The organism is Bacillus sp. S14(2024), assembly GCF_050473785.1.
Taxonomy (GTDB): Bacteria; Bacillota; Bacilli; order Bacillales; family Bacillaceae_G; genus Bacillus_A; species Bacillus_A yunxiaonensis.
Genome location: NZ_JBFLUP010000006.1, coordinates 1,872,484 through 1,889,658, shown reverse-complemented (window position 1 = coordinate 1,889,658; position 17,175 = coordinate 1,872,484). Strand labels below are relative to the sequence as shown.

Annotated in this window: 20 protein-coding genes; 5 read left to right on the top strand and 15 right to left on the bottom strand. The window is 34.4% G+C overall.

Translation table 11 applies throughout. From position 1 onward, the window contains the following. Positions 1–9: 9 nt before the first annotated feature. Together nrdG and AB1279_RS10025 are read right to left on the bottom strand one after the other, a co-directional pair. A complete protein-coding gene (gene nrdG, locus AB1279_RS10030; protein WP_429758614.1) occupies positions 10–462 on the bottom strand; it encodes an anaerobic ribonucleoside-triphosphate reductase activating protein in 453 nt (150 codons plus the stop codon). Then, positions 459–2,327, bottom strand: a complete 1,869-nt coding sequence (locus AB1279_RS10025) for an anaerobic ribonucleoside triphosphate reductase (protein WP_429758613.1) — start codon at positions 2,325–2,327, stop codon at positions 459–461. The genes nrdG and AB1279_RS10025 overlap by 4 nt, the downstream gene beginning before the upstream one ends. Positions 2,328–2,643: 316 nt before the next feature. Here AB1279_RS10025 and plsY point away from each other — a divergent pair, with 316 nt between their 5' ends. Then, positions 2,644–3,246, top strand: a complete 603-nt coding sequence (plsY, locus tag AB1279_RS10020; protein WP_336481090.1) for a glycerol-3-phosphate 1-O-acyltransferase PlsY — start codon at positions 2,644–2,646, stop codon at positions 3,244–3,246. 107 nt (positions 3,247–3,353) lie between these two features. After that, positions 3,354–3,644, top strand: coding sequence for a HesB/YadR/YfhF family protein (locus AB1279_RS10015; RefSeq protein ID WP_429758612.1), 291 nt, complete (start codon positions 3,354–3,356; stop codon positions 3,642–3,644). Positions 3,645–3,668: 24 nt separating this feature from the next. On the opposite strand, the gene AB1279_RS10010 is transcribed toward AB1279_RS10015, so the two are convergent. Continuing rightward, positions 3,669–4,088: an acyl-CoA thioesterase gene (locus AB1279_RS10010; RefSeq protein WP_429748968.1), complete on the bottom strand. Its 420-nt coding sequence runs from the start codon at positions 4,086–4,088 to the stop codon at positions 3,669–3,671. A gap of 109 nt (positions 4,089–4,197) precedes the next feature. Here AB1279_RS10010 and AB1279_RS10005 point away from each other — a divergent pair, with 109 nt between their 5' ends. Beyond that, a complete protein-coding gene (locus tag AB1279_RS10005) occupies positions 4,198–5,487 on the top strand; it encodes a LysM peptidoglycan-binding domain-containing protein (RefSeq protein ID WP_429748966.1) in 1,290 nt (429 codons plus the stop codon). A gap of 17 nt (positions 5,488–5,504) precedes the next feature. On the opposite strand, the gene tlp is transcribed toward AB1279_RS10005, so the two are convergent. The 6 genes from tlp to AB1279_RS09975 all read right to left on the bottom strand — a co-directional run bounded on the left by tlp (position 5,505) and on the right by AB1279_RS09975 (position 9,560). Then, positions 5,505–5,732, bottom strand: a complete 228-nt coding sequence (gene tlp, locus AB1279_RS10000) for a small acid-soluble spore protein Tlp (RefSeq protein ID WP_429748964.1) — start codon at positions 5,730–5,732, stop codon at positions 5,505–5,507. A gap of 105 nt (positions 5,733–5,837) precedes the next feature. After that, the gene (locus tag AB1279_RS09995) at positions 5,838–5,972 is read right to left on the bottom strand and encodes an acid-soluble spore protein N (protein WP_429748962.1); all 135 of its coding nucleotides are present in this window, start codon (positions 5,970–5,972) and stop codon (positions 5,838–5,840) included. 42 nt (positions 5,973–6,014) lie between these two features. After that, positions 6,015–6,158, bottom strand: coding sequence for an FbpB family small basic protein (locus AB1279_RS09990; protein WP_098309921.1), 144 nt, complete (start codon positions 6,156–6,158; stop codon positions 6,015–6,017). Positions 6,159–6,431: 273 nt separating this feature from the next. Next, on the bottom strand, positions 6,432–7,322 hold the full coding sequence (locus tag AB1279_RS09985) for a 3'-5' exonuclease (protein ID WP_429758611.1): 891 nt from the start codon (positions 7,320–7,322) through the stop codon (positions 6,432–6,434). A gap of 164 nt (positions 7,323–7,486) precedes the next feature. Further along, positions 7,487–8,062, bottom strand: coding sequence for a TlpA family protein disulfide reductase (locus AB1279_RS09980; protein ID WP_429758610.1), 576 nt, complete (start codon positions 8,060–8,062; stop codon positions 7,487–7,489). Between the two features lie 742 nt (positions 8,063–8,804). Further along, positions 8,805–9,560, bottom strand: coding sequence for a sulfite exporter TauE/SafE family protein (locus AB1279_RS09975; protein ID WP_429758609.1), 756 nt, complete (start codon positions 9,558–9,560; stop codon positions 8,805–8,807). A gap of 572 nt (positions 9,561–10,132) precedes the next feature. Here AB1279_RS09975 and AB1279_RS09970 point away from each other — a divergent pair. Continuing rightward, positions 10,133–10,471: a YmzC family protein gene (locus AB1279_RS09970; protein WP_429758608.1), complete on the top strand. Its 339-nt coding sequence runs from the start codon at positions 10,133–10,135 to the stop codon at positions 10,469–10,471. Between the two features lie 74 nt (positions 10,472–10,545). Here the strand turns inward: AB1279_RS09970 and AB1279_RS09965 are convergent, their stop codons facing one another. Further along, a complete protein-coding gene (locus AB1279_RS09965) occupies positions 10,546–10,722 on the bottom strand; it encodes a hypothetical protein (RefSeq protein WP_429758607.1) in 177 nt (58 codons plus the stop codon). A gap of 106 nt (positions 10,723–10,828) precedes the next feature. Continuing rightward, positions 10,829–11,662 (bottom strand): alpha/beta hydrolase, encoded by an 834-nt coding sequence (locus AB1279_RS09960; protein WP_429758606.1) that lies wholly within the window; start codon positions 11,660–11,662, stop codon positions 10,829–10,831. 343 nt (positions 11,663–12,005) lie between these two features. Here AB1279_RS09960 and AB1279_RS09955 point away from each other — a divergent pair, with 343 nt between their 5' ends. Beyond that, the gene (locus tag AB1279_RS09955) at positions 12,006–13,385 is read left to right on the top strand and encodes an aldehyde dehydrogenase (RefSeq protein ID WP_429758605.1); all 1,380 of its coding nucleotides are present in this window, start codon (positions 12,006–12,008) and stop codon (positions 13,383–13,385) included. 313 nt (positions 13,386–13,698) lie between these two features. Here the strand turns inward: AB1279_RS09955 and AB1279_RS09950 are convergent, their stop codons facing one another. From AB1279_RS09950 to AB1279_RS09935, 4 genes are all read right to left on the bottom strand, one after another. Then, positions 13,699–14,064 carry a hypothetical protein gene (locus AB1279_RS09950; RefSeq protein ID WP_429758604.1) on the bottom strand — a complete coding sequence of 122 codons (366 nt, stop codon included), beginning with the start codon at positions 14,062–14,064 and terminating at the stop codon, positions 13,699–13,701. A 478-nt stretch (positions 14,065–14,542) separates the two neighbouring features. Next, complete coding sequence (locus AB1279_RS09945) at positions 14,543–15,436, bottom strand: mechanosensitive ion channel family protein (protein ID WP_429758602.1); 894 nt, start codon at positions 15,434–15,436, stop codon at positions 14,543–14,545. 494 nt (positions 15,437–15,930) lie between these two features. After that, on the bottom strand, positions 15,931–16,359 hold the full coding sequence (locus tag AB1279_RS09940) for a YkvA family protein (protein ID WP_429758601.1): 429 nt from the start codon (positions 16,357–16,359) through the stop codon (positions 15,931–15,933). A 59-nt stretch (positions 16,360–16,418) separates the two neighbouring features. Beyond that, positions 16,419–16,973: a GNAT family N-acetyltransferase gene (locus tag AB1279_RS09935; protein WP_429758600.1), complete on the bottom strand. Its 555-nt coding sequence runs from the start codon at positions 16,971–16,973 to the stop codon at positions 16,419–16,421. Between the last annotated feature and the right edge of the window lie 202 nt (positions 16,974–17,175).

The window sequence follows — 17,175 nt, the reverse complement described above, 5'->3', positions numbered from 1 at the left end:
CCCGTCCTTTTACTCCTTCAATCGTATAATACGTTGATTTGAACTTCCGCGAAACGGTAATGTAAGGTCTCGCTTCGCTAGCTCAAACCTTCCATCTACTAATACATCTGCATACTGCAACAATTCTATCATATCATTATTTCGTGAATTCTGTATCTCCTCTAATGTATAACCTGTGTAAATCCATAAATTTTTTCTCATTTTTTTTACTGCTTTTGCTATTGCTTTCACTTCAGCAGCTTGAAAAAATGGATCTCCACCTGAAAATGTTACATCAGTAAGGGGGTTTTTTTCAATTTCTGTTATCATTTCTCCTTTTGTAATCTCAGTTCCATTACAAATATTCCAAGACTGTGGATTATGGCAGCCAAAACAGCGATGCGGACAGCCCGCAAAAAATACGACTGTCCGCAACCCTTCACCATCTACTACACTATCATGAATGATATTCATTACTCTCATATATGTTTCACCCGATCCGCTTCTTCACTTCGCTTCGCACTGTTCCACTTTGACATATCTCCTACAAGGTATCCAGTAATGCGGCGAATTCTTTCAAAATAATGTTCATCTTCATTGCTACAGCTTGGACATTCATTCCCAATCACACCATTATAACCACAACATTTACAGCGGTCCACTGGGTGATTAATGGAGCCATACCCTACACCACTTTGTGCCATTGCCTTTACAATTTGCTGTAATGCTTTTTGATTATGAACAGCCGCCCCGTCCAATTCAATATACGTAATATGACCACCATTACAAAGTGCATGAAACGGTCCTTCTAAACGAATTTTATCAATTACTTGAATAGGATAATAAACTGGAATATGGAATGAATTTGTATAATAATTATGATCCGTTACACCTGTAATCGTTCCAAATTCAGCTCGATCTTTTTTAATAAATTTTCCTGATAATCCTTCTGCCGGAGTAGCAATTAACGAGAAATTCAATTGATATTTCTCTGTTGCTTCATCCATTTTCTTTCTCATATATTCAATAATTTCATATCCAAGCTTCCATGACGCTTCATCTTCCCCATGATGTTTTCCCGTTAAAGCAACTAAACATTCTGCAAGGCCGATAAAACCAATACTTAATGTACCTTGTTTTAAAATTTCAGCAACACAATCTTCAGGTTGAAGTTGTTCACCACCACGCCATACTCCTTGTGAATATAAGAATTGAAAATCTCTTGCTTTTTTCGTCGATTGATAAGAAAACCTTTCTAATAATTGACGAACACCTAGGTCCACATAATCATTTAGAGCTTCAAAAAATACTTCTTTTGTTTCACTGATGCATGCTAATTTCACTAAGTTAATAGATGTAAACGATAAATTCCCTCTTCCAATCGCTGTTTCTTCTCCATGAATATTAGACATAACACGAGTGCGACACCCCATATAACATACTTCACTTTCAGGACGGCCATCATAATGTTCCGCATTAAATGGTGCATCTAAAAATGAGAAGTTTGGAAACAATCGTTGCGCTGTCGTTGCTAATGCTAGTTCAAATAAATCATAATTTGGATCTTTTTCTTCAAAATTTACACCTTTTTTTAATTTGAAGATTTGAATCGGAAAAATAGGTGTTTCTCTTTTTCCTAATCCAGCCTGCGTTGCTCGTAACAATTGTTTAATCAATAATCTTCCTTCTTTTGATGTATCCGTTCCGTAATTAATCGAAATAAATGGAACTTGTCCTCCGCCCCTGCTATGCATGCTATTCGAATTATGAATAAATGCTTCACATGCTTGGTACGTATCATTTTCTGTTTCTTTCCACGCAAACTCTTCTACTTGTTTAACTGTTAATGGATATGTTGCTAAACGTTTTTTATTTCTTTCAAACGTTTTTCTCACATATGGTGCTAAATCTATATCAAACAGCGCAAATGATTGACCACCATGCTGCATATTTTGATTCGCTTGAAAAATAATAGAGGAAAGTGCCAACGCACTTTTAATATCTTGTGGCTGTCGCATATATCCATGGCCTGTATGAAACCCATTTTCAAGCATTTGAGCTAATGGAATTTGCGAACAAGTTGTCGTACCTGTTGCATAAAAATCTAAATCATGCGGATATAAAATATTTTGATCAATTGCTTTTTTCACTTCTTCAGAAAGTAAATGTTCAATCGCATAATACTTTGCACTCTCAGATGCAAATTTCCCCATCATCCCCATCGGAGACCGGCCATCAACATTCGCATTTTCCTGCATTAAATCTTGTTCATTTGCATAAACGATTTTCGTAAAAATATCCTTTAGGTTCTCTTCATATTTACTGTTTTCTTCTATCACTTGCTTCATTCCTTAAACCCCCAACAACATCTTGTTCATTTACTATCAAAATGATACAACATATAGTAAGAGCAAATATGTGAAAAATGTAACATTCTGTGAAAATTTTTTAAACATTCATCGAACCTTTTATTTTTCCCGCATGAACGGACAATAAGAGTCCCATTAGTGAATACTCTCCATCAGTGAGAGATGAGGAACCCACCACTAATAGAAGTTTCACTCTATAAAAAAGAAATGTGTTCTTTACAAATGTATGGTACAATATACGGGAAAAACTCTTTTTACCCTTTATCAACACATTTGAATAAAGGAGACTGAACTTATGCTTACATATCTTTTATTTATCGTTGCCTATTTACTTGGCTCGATTCCATCTGGACTTGTCGTTGGAAAAATTGGCTATGGAATCGATATTCGCGAGCATGGCAGCGGAAATTTAGGAGGAACGAATACATTTCGTACATTAGGGAAAAAAGCGGGTTTCATTGTTACAATTGCTGATATTCTAAAAGGAACATTAGCTACAGCTCTACCGATGATTTTCGGTTTACATATCCATCCTCTATGGTTCGGATTAGCTGCAGTACTTGGTCATGTATACCCAATTTTCGCAAAGTTCCGCGGAGGAAAAGCAGTTGCTACTTCTGCTGGCGTACTATTATGCTACGCGCCAGTTACCTTTGTAGTACTAGCCGTTATCTTTTTTACCCTACTATTTACGACGAGATACGTTTCACTTTCTTCTATGTTAACAGCTATCGTTGCTGTTATTGCAGCAATTATAAACGGGGATAAAATCTTCATTGTTGCGATGTGTTTATTAGCTGGTATGGTTATTTATCGACATCGTGCAAATATTGGACGAATTATAAATAAAACAGAGCCAAAAGCAAATTTAACAAAGAAACAACAGAAACAAAAGTAGGATTGTAACCCACATAACGCAAAAAGAAAACGCAAAGCATATAAATGGCGTCTTTTTGCGTTATTTTTTATACTAAAAGAAAAAGTGATTATGTTGGAGGAACACAGATGAACATTTCAGTATCAAAAGAAGCAGTAAGCTGGTATAAAAACGAACTTGGTTTACAAACAGGCGATGCTATTCGCTTTTTCGTACAATACGGTGGATGTAGCACTGTTCAAAAAGGACTTTCATTAGGAATTCGTAAAGATAATCCAGTTACTCCTGCTGTACAAGTTCAAGAAGATGGCATTACTTTCTTTATTGAAGGCGATGATGAATGGTTCTTTGACGGACATAATTTATCTGTTACATTCAGTAATGATGATGATTTTCCGCAATTTCATTATGAAAAATAAAAACGTGGCCTAAGCCACGTTTTTTCATTGTTTTTTAATCTTCTCGTATGTTTCATACCACTCTGGGTACAATTTTTTAAAGGATACTGGACGAAAGCCTTCTTTTTTTGCACAAATATTTGTTGTAGATGCTGTAATACAACGTTCGCCGTTTCCATTATAAATTTCATAGCCGTAAATAACACGTAGTGGACTCACCGACTCCACCCATGTTTTCACAATTGCTTTTTCTCCGTAACGCATTGCTTTTCGATATGTAATTTGCAAATCAAGTACAGGAGATACAATCCCATCATTCTCCATTTCAACATATGAAAACCCTAAATCTTGAATTAATTTCGTACGCCCAAGTTCTAACCATACTAAATAATTCGCATGGTACACGACACCCATTTGATCCGTCTCTGCATAACGAATATCAATTTCGTGTTCTGCTACAAACATATTTTTGTCTCCTTCTCGCTTGCATTTCTTTCTACACCTTTAATCATAATACAGAGAAACTGAAAATAAAATAGAAGCGGCGGATCTTTTTCCTTAAAGGAGTGAGCATATGCTACAAATTATAACTGTGCGAAGCGGTGATAACGTATATAAATTAGCACAGCAGTACGGAACAACCCCAGAAACAATTGTGAGAGATAATGGATTAAATCCAGCTCAAACACTCGTGATTGGGCAAGCATTAATCGTGAATACGGAAGGAAATACTTATTATGTACAGCCTGGCGATAGCTTATATAAAATTGCCTTAACCTACAATGTCCCTGTCGCCAGCTTAGCAAAAGTGAATCATTTATCATTAAAATCTGCACTCCAAGTCGGACAGCAGCTATATGTACCAAAAGGAACAAAAAAAATCATTGAATCCATTGCCTATTTACAGCCGTCCACAATTCCGATTAAAGAAAGCTTAGTTACTTCCACCAAAGCTATCAATCCATATTTAACTTACTTAGCCTACTTTAGCTTTGAGGCAAAGCGTGACGGAACGCTAAAAGAACCTACACAAATATCTGAAATCGTCACAATTGCAAAACAAGGGCAAACGATTCCGATGCTCGTTATCACAAACCTTGAAAATGGAAGTTTTAGCCCTGAATTAACAAGCATTATTTTACGCAATGAGACAATTCAAAATACGCTCATTACAAATATTTTACAAACAGCACAAAAATATGGAATGCGTGACATTCATTTTGATTTTGAGAACCTTGCACCAGGAGACCGCGAAGCATATAATCAATTTTTACGCAAAGTAAAAACACGTCTACCAAGAGGATATACGCTAAGTACAACTCTCCCCCCAAAAACAAGTTCAACTCAAAAAGGTGCAGCTGCAGCTCAGGACTATAAGACACAAGGTGAAATTGTTGATTTCGTTGTCATTATGACATACGACTGGGGATGGCAAGGTGGACCGCCTCTTGCAGTTTCTCCAATTGGTCCTGTCAAACAAGTCATTCAATATGCAAAATCACAAATGCCGCCACGTAAAATTATGATGGGACAAAACTTATACGGATTTGATTGGATTCTTCCATTCAAAGAGGGAAATCCTCCTGCAAAAGCACTTAGTTCTGTTGCTGCTGTTGCACTTGCTCGGAAATATAATGTACCAATTCAATACGATTTCACTTCACAAGCTCCGCATTTTAATTATTACGATGAAAACGGAGTAAAGCATGAAGTATGGTTTGAAGATGCAAGGTCCGTTCAAAGTAAGTTTAATTTAATAAAAGAACAAGGTATTCGCGGTATCAGTTATTGGAAAATCGGGTTACCATTCCCGCAAAATTGGCGTCTCCTTACTGAAAATTTTTCCATTACAAAAAAAGGCTGACAATTGTCAGCCTTCTCTTATTTATTACGATATGCAGCTTCCTCTTTAATCTCTTTTCGCATTCCTTCAATACTTTCCATGCGGCGCTCATTTTTCGCTTCGATTTCTGCGCGGTCTTTCGCATTAGAAAACTCCGCAGCTTCCCTTGCTTCGTTCATATTTTCAATTGTGTTATATACTGCCTCTTGCAATTTCTCAACGTTATCACTACGATCATCTGGATTTGCTTTGTTTTGTTCTGGCATGCTGTCTTCCTCCTTTATTGAAAATACATACAACATTAGTTTGTAAAAAATATCTTTAATTATGTATGCAAAAAAAGAAGGAGAATGCTTCCATTCTCCCTCTCTTTAACCGTTATCAACAATCGGTTGTTTCCCTGATTTGTCTTGCATTTGTTTTCCTTTATTACCGCCAGCTGCTCTCGATTGCATTCCAATCTGGTTTGGAGCAAAATCTTGTGGATGTTTCTTTGGATTACCCATAATATCGCCTCCTTACAGCTAGTATTATACTAGCTATAAGAATTATTCAGCCTGCTTGAAAATACGCGTTTCAAATCGCTTCTCTAATTTTTCTTCAATCCGTTCAATTGCATCACGATCATTAAGTAGCTGCCGCTTATTTTCCATCACAAGTTCTTCAAACGTTCTCCGTCGATTTCTTCTCATACTGTTCACCCTTTCTCTTTCGTGTTACTAGTATGAACAGTTAAAAAACTCCCTAATCAGATTTATGTGAAAATTTTATTTTTAGCATAATTAATCCATTTAACCACAATATAAACTGAAGTATTGTAAACAACCTTTGCACTTATCTTGCTATTCATAGGCAATAAAGTGCAACTTCCATCAGTAGGAATCTTACCGCTCGTTCATGCAGGATAAAGTTTTAAAAAACAAAGAAAACAAGTGTGGGATGCCCACACTTGCAGAAGTTTCATTTTATGAACGCTGCAAAGTCTTCATTCCCTCCTCATACGCGGCAAGAATGAGGACTTCAAAAGCAACCAAATCCTCAGGCTGATCAATCATAATTCTTGTAACACCTAATTCACTTTTTGTAGCAGGTTCACATATAACAGTTGGATACACAGCTACTATTTCCTCTTGCTCTTTATTCGTTAATACGTATTTTTTTCTTCCCTTTAGTTTGATTCTTACAAATGAATAAAGCGCTTTGATATCCAAATAATTCCCGACACAAGCATGGCGAATAACTGTTGTGTCTTTGTTATGCATTTCCAATATTTCTTTTATGATTTCAAAGGCTCTTTCTTCTTCCTTTGTTAAACCTTGAGAAATCACCTTCTTTTCTTTTCCATTCTTCTCTTCTACACATTTTTGATATACGGCAGCGCAAGTGAAACAATCATCTAATGCATTATGAGAGCGTACTTGAATATGTAAAAATCGTTTCAATGTTTCTAATTTATGATTTGGTACATGTTTTATATATCGTTTTGCTAAACTAAGTGTATCCAGCACTATATTTTTTGGTGTGCCGAGTCCTAATCGTTCCATATTACTCTTTAAAAACCTCATATCAAAAGAAGCATTATGAGCAATAATCGTATCTTCTCCAATAAATGCAATAAATTCGGGTAAAACTATATCAATTGTCGGAGCACTTGCAACATCAAAATTCCGAATACCTGTCAACATTGTAATGCGGCTCGGAATCATCTTCTCTGGATTCACATACGAAACAAATTGATCGGTACATATATGATTTCGATACCGAATCGCAGCCATTTGAATAATATTATCTTGATAAGGATTAAATCCTGTTGTTTCAAAATCAATTACAACATAATCACTTGTGAAATTCCCCATAATCTTCTCCTTAGCTTTTTATTTACATTATAACTTAACATAATGAAAGAAGCTCAATTAGCATTTAAATAGAAAATAGGAATGGCACATATACCATTCCTACTTTCATCTTTTATTCCGCTATTCGCGGGCAGTTATCCCCCCACGCGGATAGAAGTTTCACTTTATTTTAATTTTGCGACTCTTTTCTCCATTTCTTTCACCGTCATCGGTCCGATAAATTTATCCTGGATAACTCCTTTTGTATCAATAAAATATGAAGTTGGAATTGTAATAACTTTATAGGTAGTCGTTACTTTTATATCTGTATCAAGAAGAATCGGAAAAGTAAGCCCTTTCTCTTGTGCAAATTTTTGGACCTTCGCTTTTCCTTCAGCCCCTTCTGACGCTGTATAATTCACCGCCAATACTTCTACATCTTTCTGATACTTATCATAAAATGCCTGTACATCCGGCATTTCTTGCTGACATGGACCACACCACGTTGCCCAAAAATTCACAATAACTTTCTTACCTTTTAAATCAGAAAGCTTCACCTTTGTACCATCAAGCTTGGACAATTCAAAATCAGGCGCTATTTTTCCAATTTCAATGCCATTTTGTGCAATTGCCTCTTTTACACCCTCTGTACTTTGCTTTTGATTGTCTGTTACTTGTGCTTTCTCTTTTCCAAACTGCTCATATATTGCATAACCAGCTAAACATACTAACACAACAACAATAGATATTTTCCGCCACATATGCACCATTCCTTATATTTTATCTTTATCCCCAAGATCCTCACTGATGAAAGTTTTACTTTATTTTAGCTTATACGGACAAAGATGGAAATATTCTCTATGGAAAGAAAAGCATATTTTTATAAAAATACAGAAATTCCCTATTTATTCATTTTATAATGCACCTATAAGATTTATCCCAAAGAATGTGTTTCAAATGAAAAAATGTCCAAATTGTAATGCTACATTTAGTAAAAATGTGAACGTAGAAGTGAAAGCAGCAGCGAAAGTAGCAAGAGAGTTTTCACAAAAAGAAGGGTTATTACAATAGAATAAATTTACAAATGCAAAAAAATCGTTTATATAAAAATTAAGTAGTTCAGTTTTTGTGGAGGAACCTTAGAAATAGCATACTAATTTCAAGACCAAATCACTATGTGATTTGGTCTTTTATATCCCCTGATATTACAAAGTTTTGACTGAATTTAGATATAAAATAGCAATGGAATTCGTATACTAAATAGCAGAGTAATAATGACTATTGTTATGTTGAAAATCGGGTACTAAAAGTGAACATTGCAAATCGAAAACGCCGATATATAATCATTAAAATGAGTACTAAAATAACTACAGGCGCGACCTTTAAATACCATGTAAAAGAATTTTTTAGATATATTCCCAATATAAATAACACAATCCAAAAACTTATACATAACAATTTACGGAAATAAATAACCCCACCTATCCCCCAGTATTTTAGTTTTTATTCTATTAATAACATACATCCCGCTAAAACAGGTGTCATAATCATCGAAAACTTCAAAATAACACGAGGTGCATAATTTGTAAATTTAGCTCCTATATATGCCCCTAGCATTGTTCCCATTAAAACTTGCACTAATAACATATAATCCAAATATCCTGCTGAGGTATATCCAACTCCTCCACCAATTGCAATTGGTAAAATAACCAGCATTGTAGTCCCTACTGACTGACGAATTGATAAGCCTAGTAATACCATTAATCCTAGTTGAATGAAAGGTGCTGAACCAATTCCAAATGCCCCTGCTAATATTCCAGTCGCACTTCCTAACAGAGCTCCTTTTCCTAATACATATGGGGATAACTGATCTGATAAACTAGTAGACAACCCTTTTTGATCTTGTACAAAAAACAAACGAATTAACATACATACCGCTGATAAAAATAACATAGCAGCCGTAAACCAATGAAGAAGTTGTTCAGGAATCCCAGCACCAATTTTAGATCCAACATATGATCCAAGCGCACCAAACCCTCCTACAACACAACCAATTTTCATGGCAACATTTCTTTCTCGATAATGACTCATCACTCCAGAAAGTGTTGTAAATGCCATCGCTGTTAATGATGTAGCGAGCGCTGTATGAATTGGCACGTGAAAGACGAGAGTGAGTACTCCAATAATAAACCCCGCTCCACCTGCTCCAACAAAACCTAACAAAATCCCCATTAGAAACATTGTAATAATAATAGCCACTTTCTTTCCCTCCAATAGCTCTATTATCCACATACTTCTTTTTTAAGCAAATAAAAAACCTCCACATGTAGTATGTAAGGAGATTATCTCATGGGTTATTTACAAATTGTAGGTGGGGAGTATTTGACGCTTACGGTTTTTATTTTAAAAATTCCATTCCCTCTAGAAGCTAAGTTAATAGTAACAATATTATATTTTGTTCTTTCTAGCTTTATTCTACGGCCACTCGTGTGCTCGCATAAAATAAAACAATATTAAAAACCAAGAGATACACTTGCCTCTTCGGTCAACAAGACAAAATTAAGATTTCAACCCTCATAATACGAGAAAACAGATATTTTCTAGTACAATTTAATACAACCTTCATTACATACGGGGACTTATTCCCAAAGCAATGTCATACAAATTAATAAATGATATCTTTCATACATGGCATGACAAAATCCCATGTGAAATACAACTGTTATAAACAAGACACTGGAAATCTTTTTGTTTGTCGCCACTACTTTTCATTTATTTGTATTTACAAAATATATATGTTAATACATTTAGAAAGTAGAGGAGTGAACCATATGGAAGAGCATCCAATTGCTAAAGAATTACGAATGATAAGGGTATGTCTCGTTATACTCATCATGGTTACATTATTTTCAGGTGGAGTCAAAGTGATTAAGACTTCTTCAAACCATCAAAACGTTCGACCTACAAATAAAGAAGTATATGACAAAAACAATATGACACAAATTGGAGAGAATACATTCGTTGTTAGAAACACCGATCCTAACAGCGGCGGTTACAATACAGTCAAAATCTTTACATACAATCCAAAAACAAACAAAATAACGCAAGTAAAAGAATTCAACTTTGGAAACTCCTTCAAATATGGATATCTATTAAATCAAAGAGAATAGAAGTATACAAAAAAAGAGATCGAGTAATGATCTCTTTTTTATATAGGTGTAAATCTAAGATAGAAAAATACAAGTTACGACCCACTTACATCCTTCCCGATGAAATGAGCACCTGATAAAATAAAAACAACAGATAACGTCCAGCCAATAATCCCTGAATAAGGAAGAATACCTTTCAATAAAAAACTACTTAGTGCCGCACAGCTACTCAGCAATAAACAACTTACACCAATTTTTCGGTTTGTTGACATGCCGCTTTCTCCCTCTCCGGTTTATAAAATTATATAATTGTCTTTATTCCTTTTCGGCACATGCAATTATATCTTAAGACAATTACATATAGTAATATCGTGTTTATTACAAAGAGTGAATGAAAACTTTCATTTTACTTAACGCAAGTTCATCTTGCAAATGAGCATAATGTCCACCATTTAATTCTTGAATATCAATACTAGGGTGCTTTTTCTTAACGTGCGCAATATTTCTCTTAATTTTATTTTGTAATTTCATAGGTTCCTGACTTCGATTACCATAAAACAATATACTCGGAACTTGTACAGAGGTTAACATTTTAGGAAGATTCGTTCGATATAGTGCTAACAGTAAACTAATACCCTTTGTATTGGCTGGTTGTTGATTTTTTATCGCTTGTCTTGTGTACTCATTATTTGGAAATCCATATTCTTCTATTTTGGTTTTTATTCTCTCTTCTGTCTTCTCTTCTCTTGACGTTGCATCTTCTTCTTTCCCTAATACCTTATTACCAAAATACCGATGAAAAAAACTAATAAACGGAACCATATATCCTAATTTCCCAAACATCTTCACAGGAAACAGCGGTATTTTATCATACCCTATGTCTAATAACATAAGTCCCGCTACTAGAGATGGATAATGGGAAGCATAAGCCAAACAGATGGCTCCTCCCAATGAATGTCCAATTAAAATAACTTTTTCCATATTCAGCTTAGTAATATAACGATGTAACCACGCAGCAGCATCTTCTAGTTTTATAACTCCATCCAAACCTTGACTTTGTCCAATACCAGGCAAATCAATCATATGCACTTGATAAGAATTTTTTACAGAATCAGCTATATGCAATCCTATATCACCTGACCAACCTGTTCCTGGAAGAAAGATAATTGGCTGACCATTTCCCACAACCCTTACAAAATGTTCATACATCATAATTTTCTCCCTTAGCAGTTCTATATTATAAATTATACAATATATTACCATAAATGAGTGAATATTCATTTTATTCTTTCGTAATTTACTCCTATTTCAATACATGATTAGAGCAGGAAAGATTATCCCATCTATCGAATACATTTTTTGTAAAATGAGAGTCACTTTCAAGAAACATGTACAAATTAATTCGAACCATGATGTTCATTCATGCAATAGCAATCGTTACATGCATGACATATACCCAAAAGGAGTGATTACCATTTCAGAAATCACACAAATACTGATTACTTGGGCTGAATGATCCAAGATTTACTTACTTGCTATTGGAGGGATTTCCCTAATGGTTGATAATATCCAACAACTCATTCAAGAGCATAGACAATTTTTCCATAATGATTATACAAGAAGTCTTCAATTTCGCCTTGAACAGTTAGAAAAATTAAAAAATTGTATTCGAAAATATGAAAATCAATTGCTAAACGCATTATATCAAGATTTACACAAAAGCGAGTTTGAAGCATATGCTGCAGAAATTGGTTTCGCATTTAACAGTATCAAGTTTATTATGAAATACTTAAAACAGTGGATGAAACCTCAAAAAGTAAAAACACCTATTCACTTTGCACCTTCCAAAAGTTACATAATAAAAGAGCCATATGGTACAGTGCTAATTATTGGACCTTTTAATTATCCATTTCAATCATTAATGGAACCTCTTATTGGGGCAATTGCGGCAGGAAATTGTGTAGTCCTCAAACCTTCAGAAAATGCACCAAATGTTTCAGCTGTAATTAACAAAATAATAAGTGAAACGTTTGATAAGCAATATATTCGTGTAATTGAAGGAGATAGAGAAACAACTTCTTTATTGATTCATGCACCATTTGACTATATCTTTTTTACTGGTAGCGTTCCAGTTGGAAAAATTGTCATGGAAGCTGCGGCGAAAAATCTTGTACCAGTAACATTAGAACTTGGTGGAAAAGGACCAGCTATTGTCGATGAAACAGCTAATCTCGATATAGCAGCCAAACGTATTATCTGGGGGAAATTCATAAATGCTGGACAATCCTGTATTGCACCTGATTATGTTATTGCACACAAATCTGTCAAGGTAAAACTGATTTCGAAAATGAAAGAAATCATCACAAACTTTTATGGATCAGATGTATCAAAAAGCAATGATTATGGTCGAATTATTAATGAGAGACAATTTGATAGACTTATTTCTATATTAGAACAAGACCAAAATTATATAGTATTTGGTGGAAATTCATCTAGAAGTCATTTATATATTGAACCAACACTTCTTGAAGTAAAATCATGGGATGATGCAGCTATGAAAGAAGAAATTTTCGGGCCGATTTTACCAATTATGGAGTACAATGATTTAGGTGAGGTCATTCATATGGTTAACAACCATCCCAAACCGTTAGCCTTGTATGTGTTTACTGAAAATAAAAATGTTGAAAAACAGGTATTAGGACGAATTTCTTTTGGGGGAGGATGCGTCAATGATACCATGTCACATATGGCTAATCTCCACTTGCCTTTTGGTGGAGTAGGAAATGCAGGGTTCGGTGCTTATCACGGAAAACATAGTTTTGATACTTTTACACATCGTAAAAGTATTTTAAAGAAAAGCTCAAAGATAGACTTAGGGCTTGTATTTCCACCGTATAAGAACAAAATTAAAATTTTGCGAAAGATTTTTAAATAATTAAGAAAGAAACTGTTTACTGAACATAGTGTATGGCAACCAAAAGTAAAATAGGAGTGGAATACCTAATTTAACTATTGCCATTATTATTTATGAAATCTGCCCCCACATTCTTAATACTAAAAAGGCATCCACTGAGAAACAGCAGATGCCTTTTGTGGTTTTAGCGTATTCGATTTTTTATGTAGGTTTTTTAATGACTTCTTCATGGTGATGTTGGGTTATATAAAAGTATTGGTACTCAAAAATCAATAATAAAGTTGTTTAATTCTTATTGAACTAAAGTACCCGTTACTCTATTTAGTTAAATAAGTTATTTATTAGAAAGATTGTCAATCACTTGAATAGCTAGTTTCAACGCTTTTATTCTTCTTTCTAAAAGCGTCCTTTGTGGACTACCAGCCTTTGACTTAACATAAATGTTCTCAATTGATGGAAGCAAACCAGCAAGAACATTGCGAGCTTCTGTTAAATCTTCCTGAGTATAATGATGGGGTCTTTGATTCCAAACGTTTTCTAGCATTACTAAGCCGATGCAAGCAGCTTTGAGTCGTTTCTTTACTAAGGTAGTATTTGCGCCTTTCTGAGTCATCTGTGACAAGGCATTTTCGAGTTTACTGATTGTCGATTGTAAAGATTTTATTGACTCCAATTTATCTACATTTGATATGTTTTCCATGTTAGTACTGTCCCTTCTTCGTTTCTGAATTATTTTGCTTGATAAAATCGTTAAGAACCTGATTTCACTCGCAATATTTTAACATAAATAACCAACACTCTTTGAGCGAGATTCTCAACAAACTGGTCCAATTGTTGAGCACAAGTTAACTAACACTCTTCAACTAACCTGCCTGTTAGTCCAATAGAAATTAAACAACTTTTTGTCACTTAACATAATGTTCCTTATTCCACTAACGCACCATCTCAAATTGCTATTTTTCCCACAATTAGTTATTCAAGAATTTGTCCCGATACATAAAGAATAAGCACAATTCTTGCTACAGAATTGCGCCCGAGTGCGGAAGTTACTTTTTTTAGGAGGAATTGTTTACCCCCTTAAGCTCATCGAAATCTGCCGGTCTACAAACCAAAATTCTAAATATAATCTCCAATCACACCTCATGAACTGACCTAGGTTCTCCAATCAGCTAGTTTCTTTACCTGCTTGGTGAAAGCTGCTCTCCAGGAATCTCCTGTAATTTTTCAGTATGAACGAACATATTCACTGCTGGCATTTGTACTTGATTCTCATGGAATATAGACATTAGTTCAAACCTTACTTGCCTGGAGGTTTCAAAGTACTCCTCAGGTTTAACCAAACCTACAATACAAAATTCATACCCAACATATTTAAGATTTGGATTTAAGTCTGTAACACCAACATATTGAAATGATTCAACAGCCTCGTCCCCTATCCTATATAGGCTTTGTTCCAATTTTTCATTGCAGACAACACATACTTTTTCTAACAATTCCTTTATTCTTGTAGGATCTTCCTGATAACTTACCGTAATCCGTTCAAGAACCCGCATCCAGCCTTTGTTAAAATTTTGTATCGTTCTAATCTCTCCATGTGGAATGGTAAGGAGCTTTCCCGACCATTCACGAATTTGCATAAAGCGAATACCGATCTCCTCAATGGTACCTGAACTTGTTCCGTTAAAAGTAACAAAATCGCCGACACGAAACTCTTTGTCCGTTAATCTTGCGAATCCTAATATAACATCTTTTAGCATCTGTTGTGCAGCAAAACCGATGACAACACCAGCAATCCCTGCACCTGTAAGAATACCTTTTATATCTACAAATTGACTAATTAGATAAAAAACAAGACTGATTAAAATTCCATACCTTAAAACTGAACGAATTACACTTTGAATCGTCTGTTCTACTTCTTCATCAAAAAAGCTGGACTTCCTAAAGAACCAATCAATAATACGGTTTATGACAAAGGAAAAAGTCATGAGGACCAAAGCAAATAGTATAAATCTTAAAAGTAAAAACTCCCTTACATAATTAAAAAATTCCTCAGTAACAGTTAATAAATTCATCCATCCACTTCCTTAACTATGTATTTTGATTTTTATTCACAGTTCATTTTCAACAATATGAACCTTTAACGAAACAACTTATTGTCACTCAACAGTTCCTTAATCGATCTTTCAATTCCAAATGTTCTTTTCTTTTTACTATAAATATACCCCTTTAGATTATTTAAAGAGGTATAAAGGTGCAATTTTTTTATAGACGGTACGACTTTATTTCAAATCCACATAAGTAATATTTACTCGTGGTAAATATCTAATTAAATCTATTCGTAACAAGGAATCAACAAAAAACGAGGACACTTCATTTAAACAAAGTCCTCGTTTTTTTGTTCATTATAATACTTATTTGATAATACGTAACCTCGACTGTCTTACTTGTGTTTCAAGATCAGCTAAATATGTTCTTGAAATATGTTTTCCTACTTCAATTGCGAATTTTTCATGATGTTGCTTCCCAACCACCATTGTTATAGTGAACATAGCCCATTCATAACCCATTAATGATTCGTATATGATAAAACAAGTTTTCCAATCCACACGAAAACAATTAGCCAAATACTAATAATAAGAAATCCTGTTATCCAATTCTTAGGTTTATTCATAGATGATTGTCCTTCTATTTTCCTTTTACAATCCTCTAATACTTCTTCAGGAATAAGCTTTAATGCCAAGTAAACGCCTAAAGGAACAAGAATGAGATCGTCAAGATACCCTAAGATTGGAATAAAATCAGGGATTAAGTCAATAGGGCTGAAAGCATAAGCAACAACAAGTATTGTAAATAACTTAGCATACCAAGGGACTCTTTCATCTCGATATGCTAAATACAGCACAAAAAGTTGTGTCTTTAAGTTTTTAGCCCATTTTTTCATTTTCTGTATAGTTGATAGCCCTTTTTCTGTTTGTACTCGTTTATTCTGACTCAAAATATCTCCTTCTTCATTTCATTTTTTTATAGTTTTCTATTCTTCAAGAAGGAATAATATTAGAGGTTACCTTCTTCCTCCCAATCTGTTTTCAAAATGGCATAAACTAAAGCATCATTTGATTGGCTCCCTTGATAAATGTAGCCTCTCAATAATCCTTCTTTCTGAAAACCTATTTTCAATAATAAATGAGATGATGCCTCATTTTCAGGATAGGTAATAGCTCCGATACGAAATAAATCTAATTCTTGAAAACCATATTTTAAAACCGCTTTAACAGCTTCAGATGCATACCCTTTCCTCCAAAAAGAAGGATGAATATCGTAACCAATTTCAGCTCGTTTACTCCAAAGTTGTAAATTATTAAAACCTACTGTACCGACAAAATCATTCGTCTCCTTCACAACGATTCCCCAGCGAATCGCACGTTTTTCTTGAAAATTTTTCACAAAAGAATCAATCATTTTAGCTGCCTGTTCTATCTCTTTAAAACAATTCATGCCATAGTAACGCGTTACCTCTTCAAGTGAAAAAATATCATATATACTTTGGATATATGATTGATCTATCTCAACTAAACTTAAACGGTCGGTTTCTAGAGTTGGGAATTTCATTGAAATTCTCCTTTATTCTGTTTTTCATTTATTATATCAAAACCCTTTTTATTTGCATGATAATTCAAATAATAATAAAGCGTATCCTCTAAAAACACTTAATAACAAAACGAAAGGAATATATATTTGTATAGTGGAATGTATTATTAAAAAAGAACGTACGTTAATATAACCATAGGGAATGTAATACAATGAGTCTAAA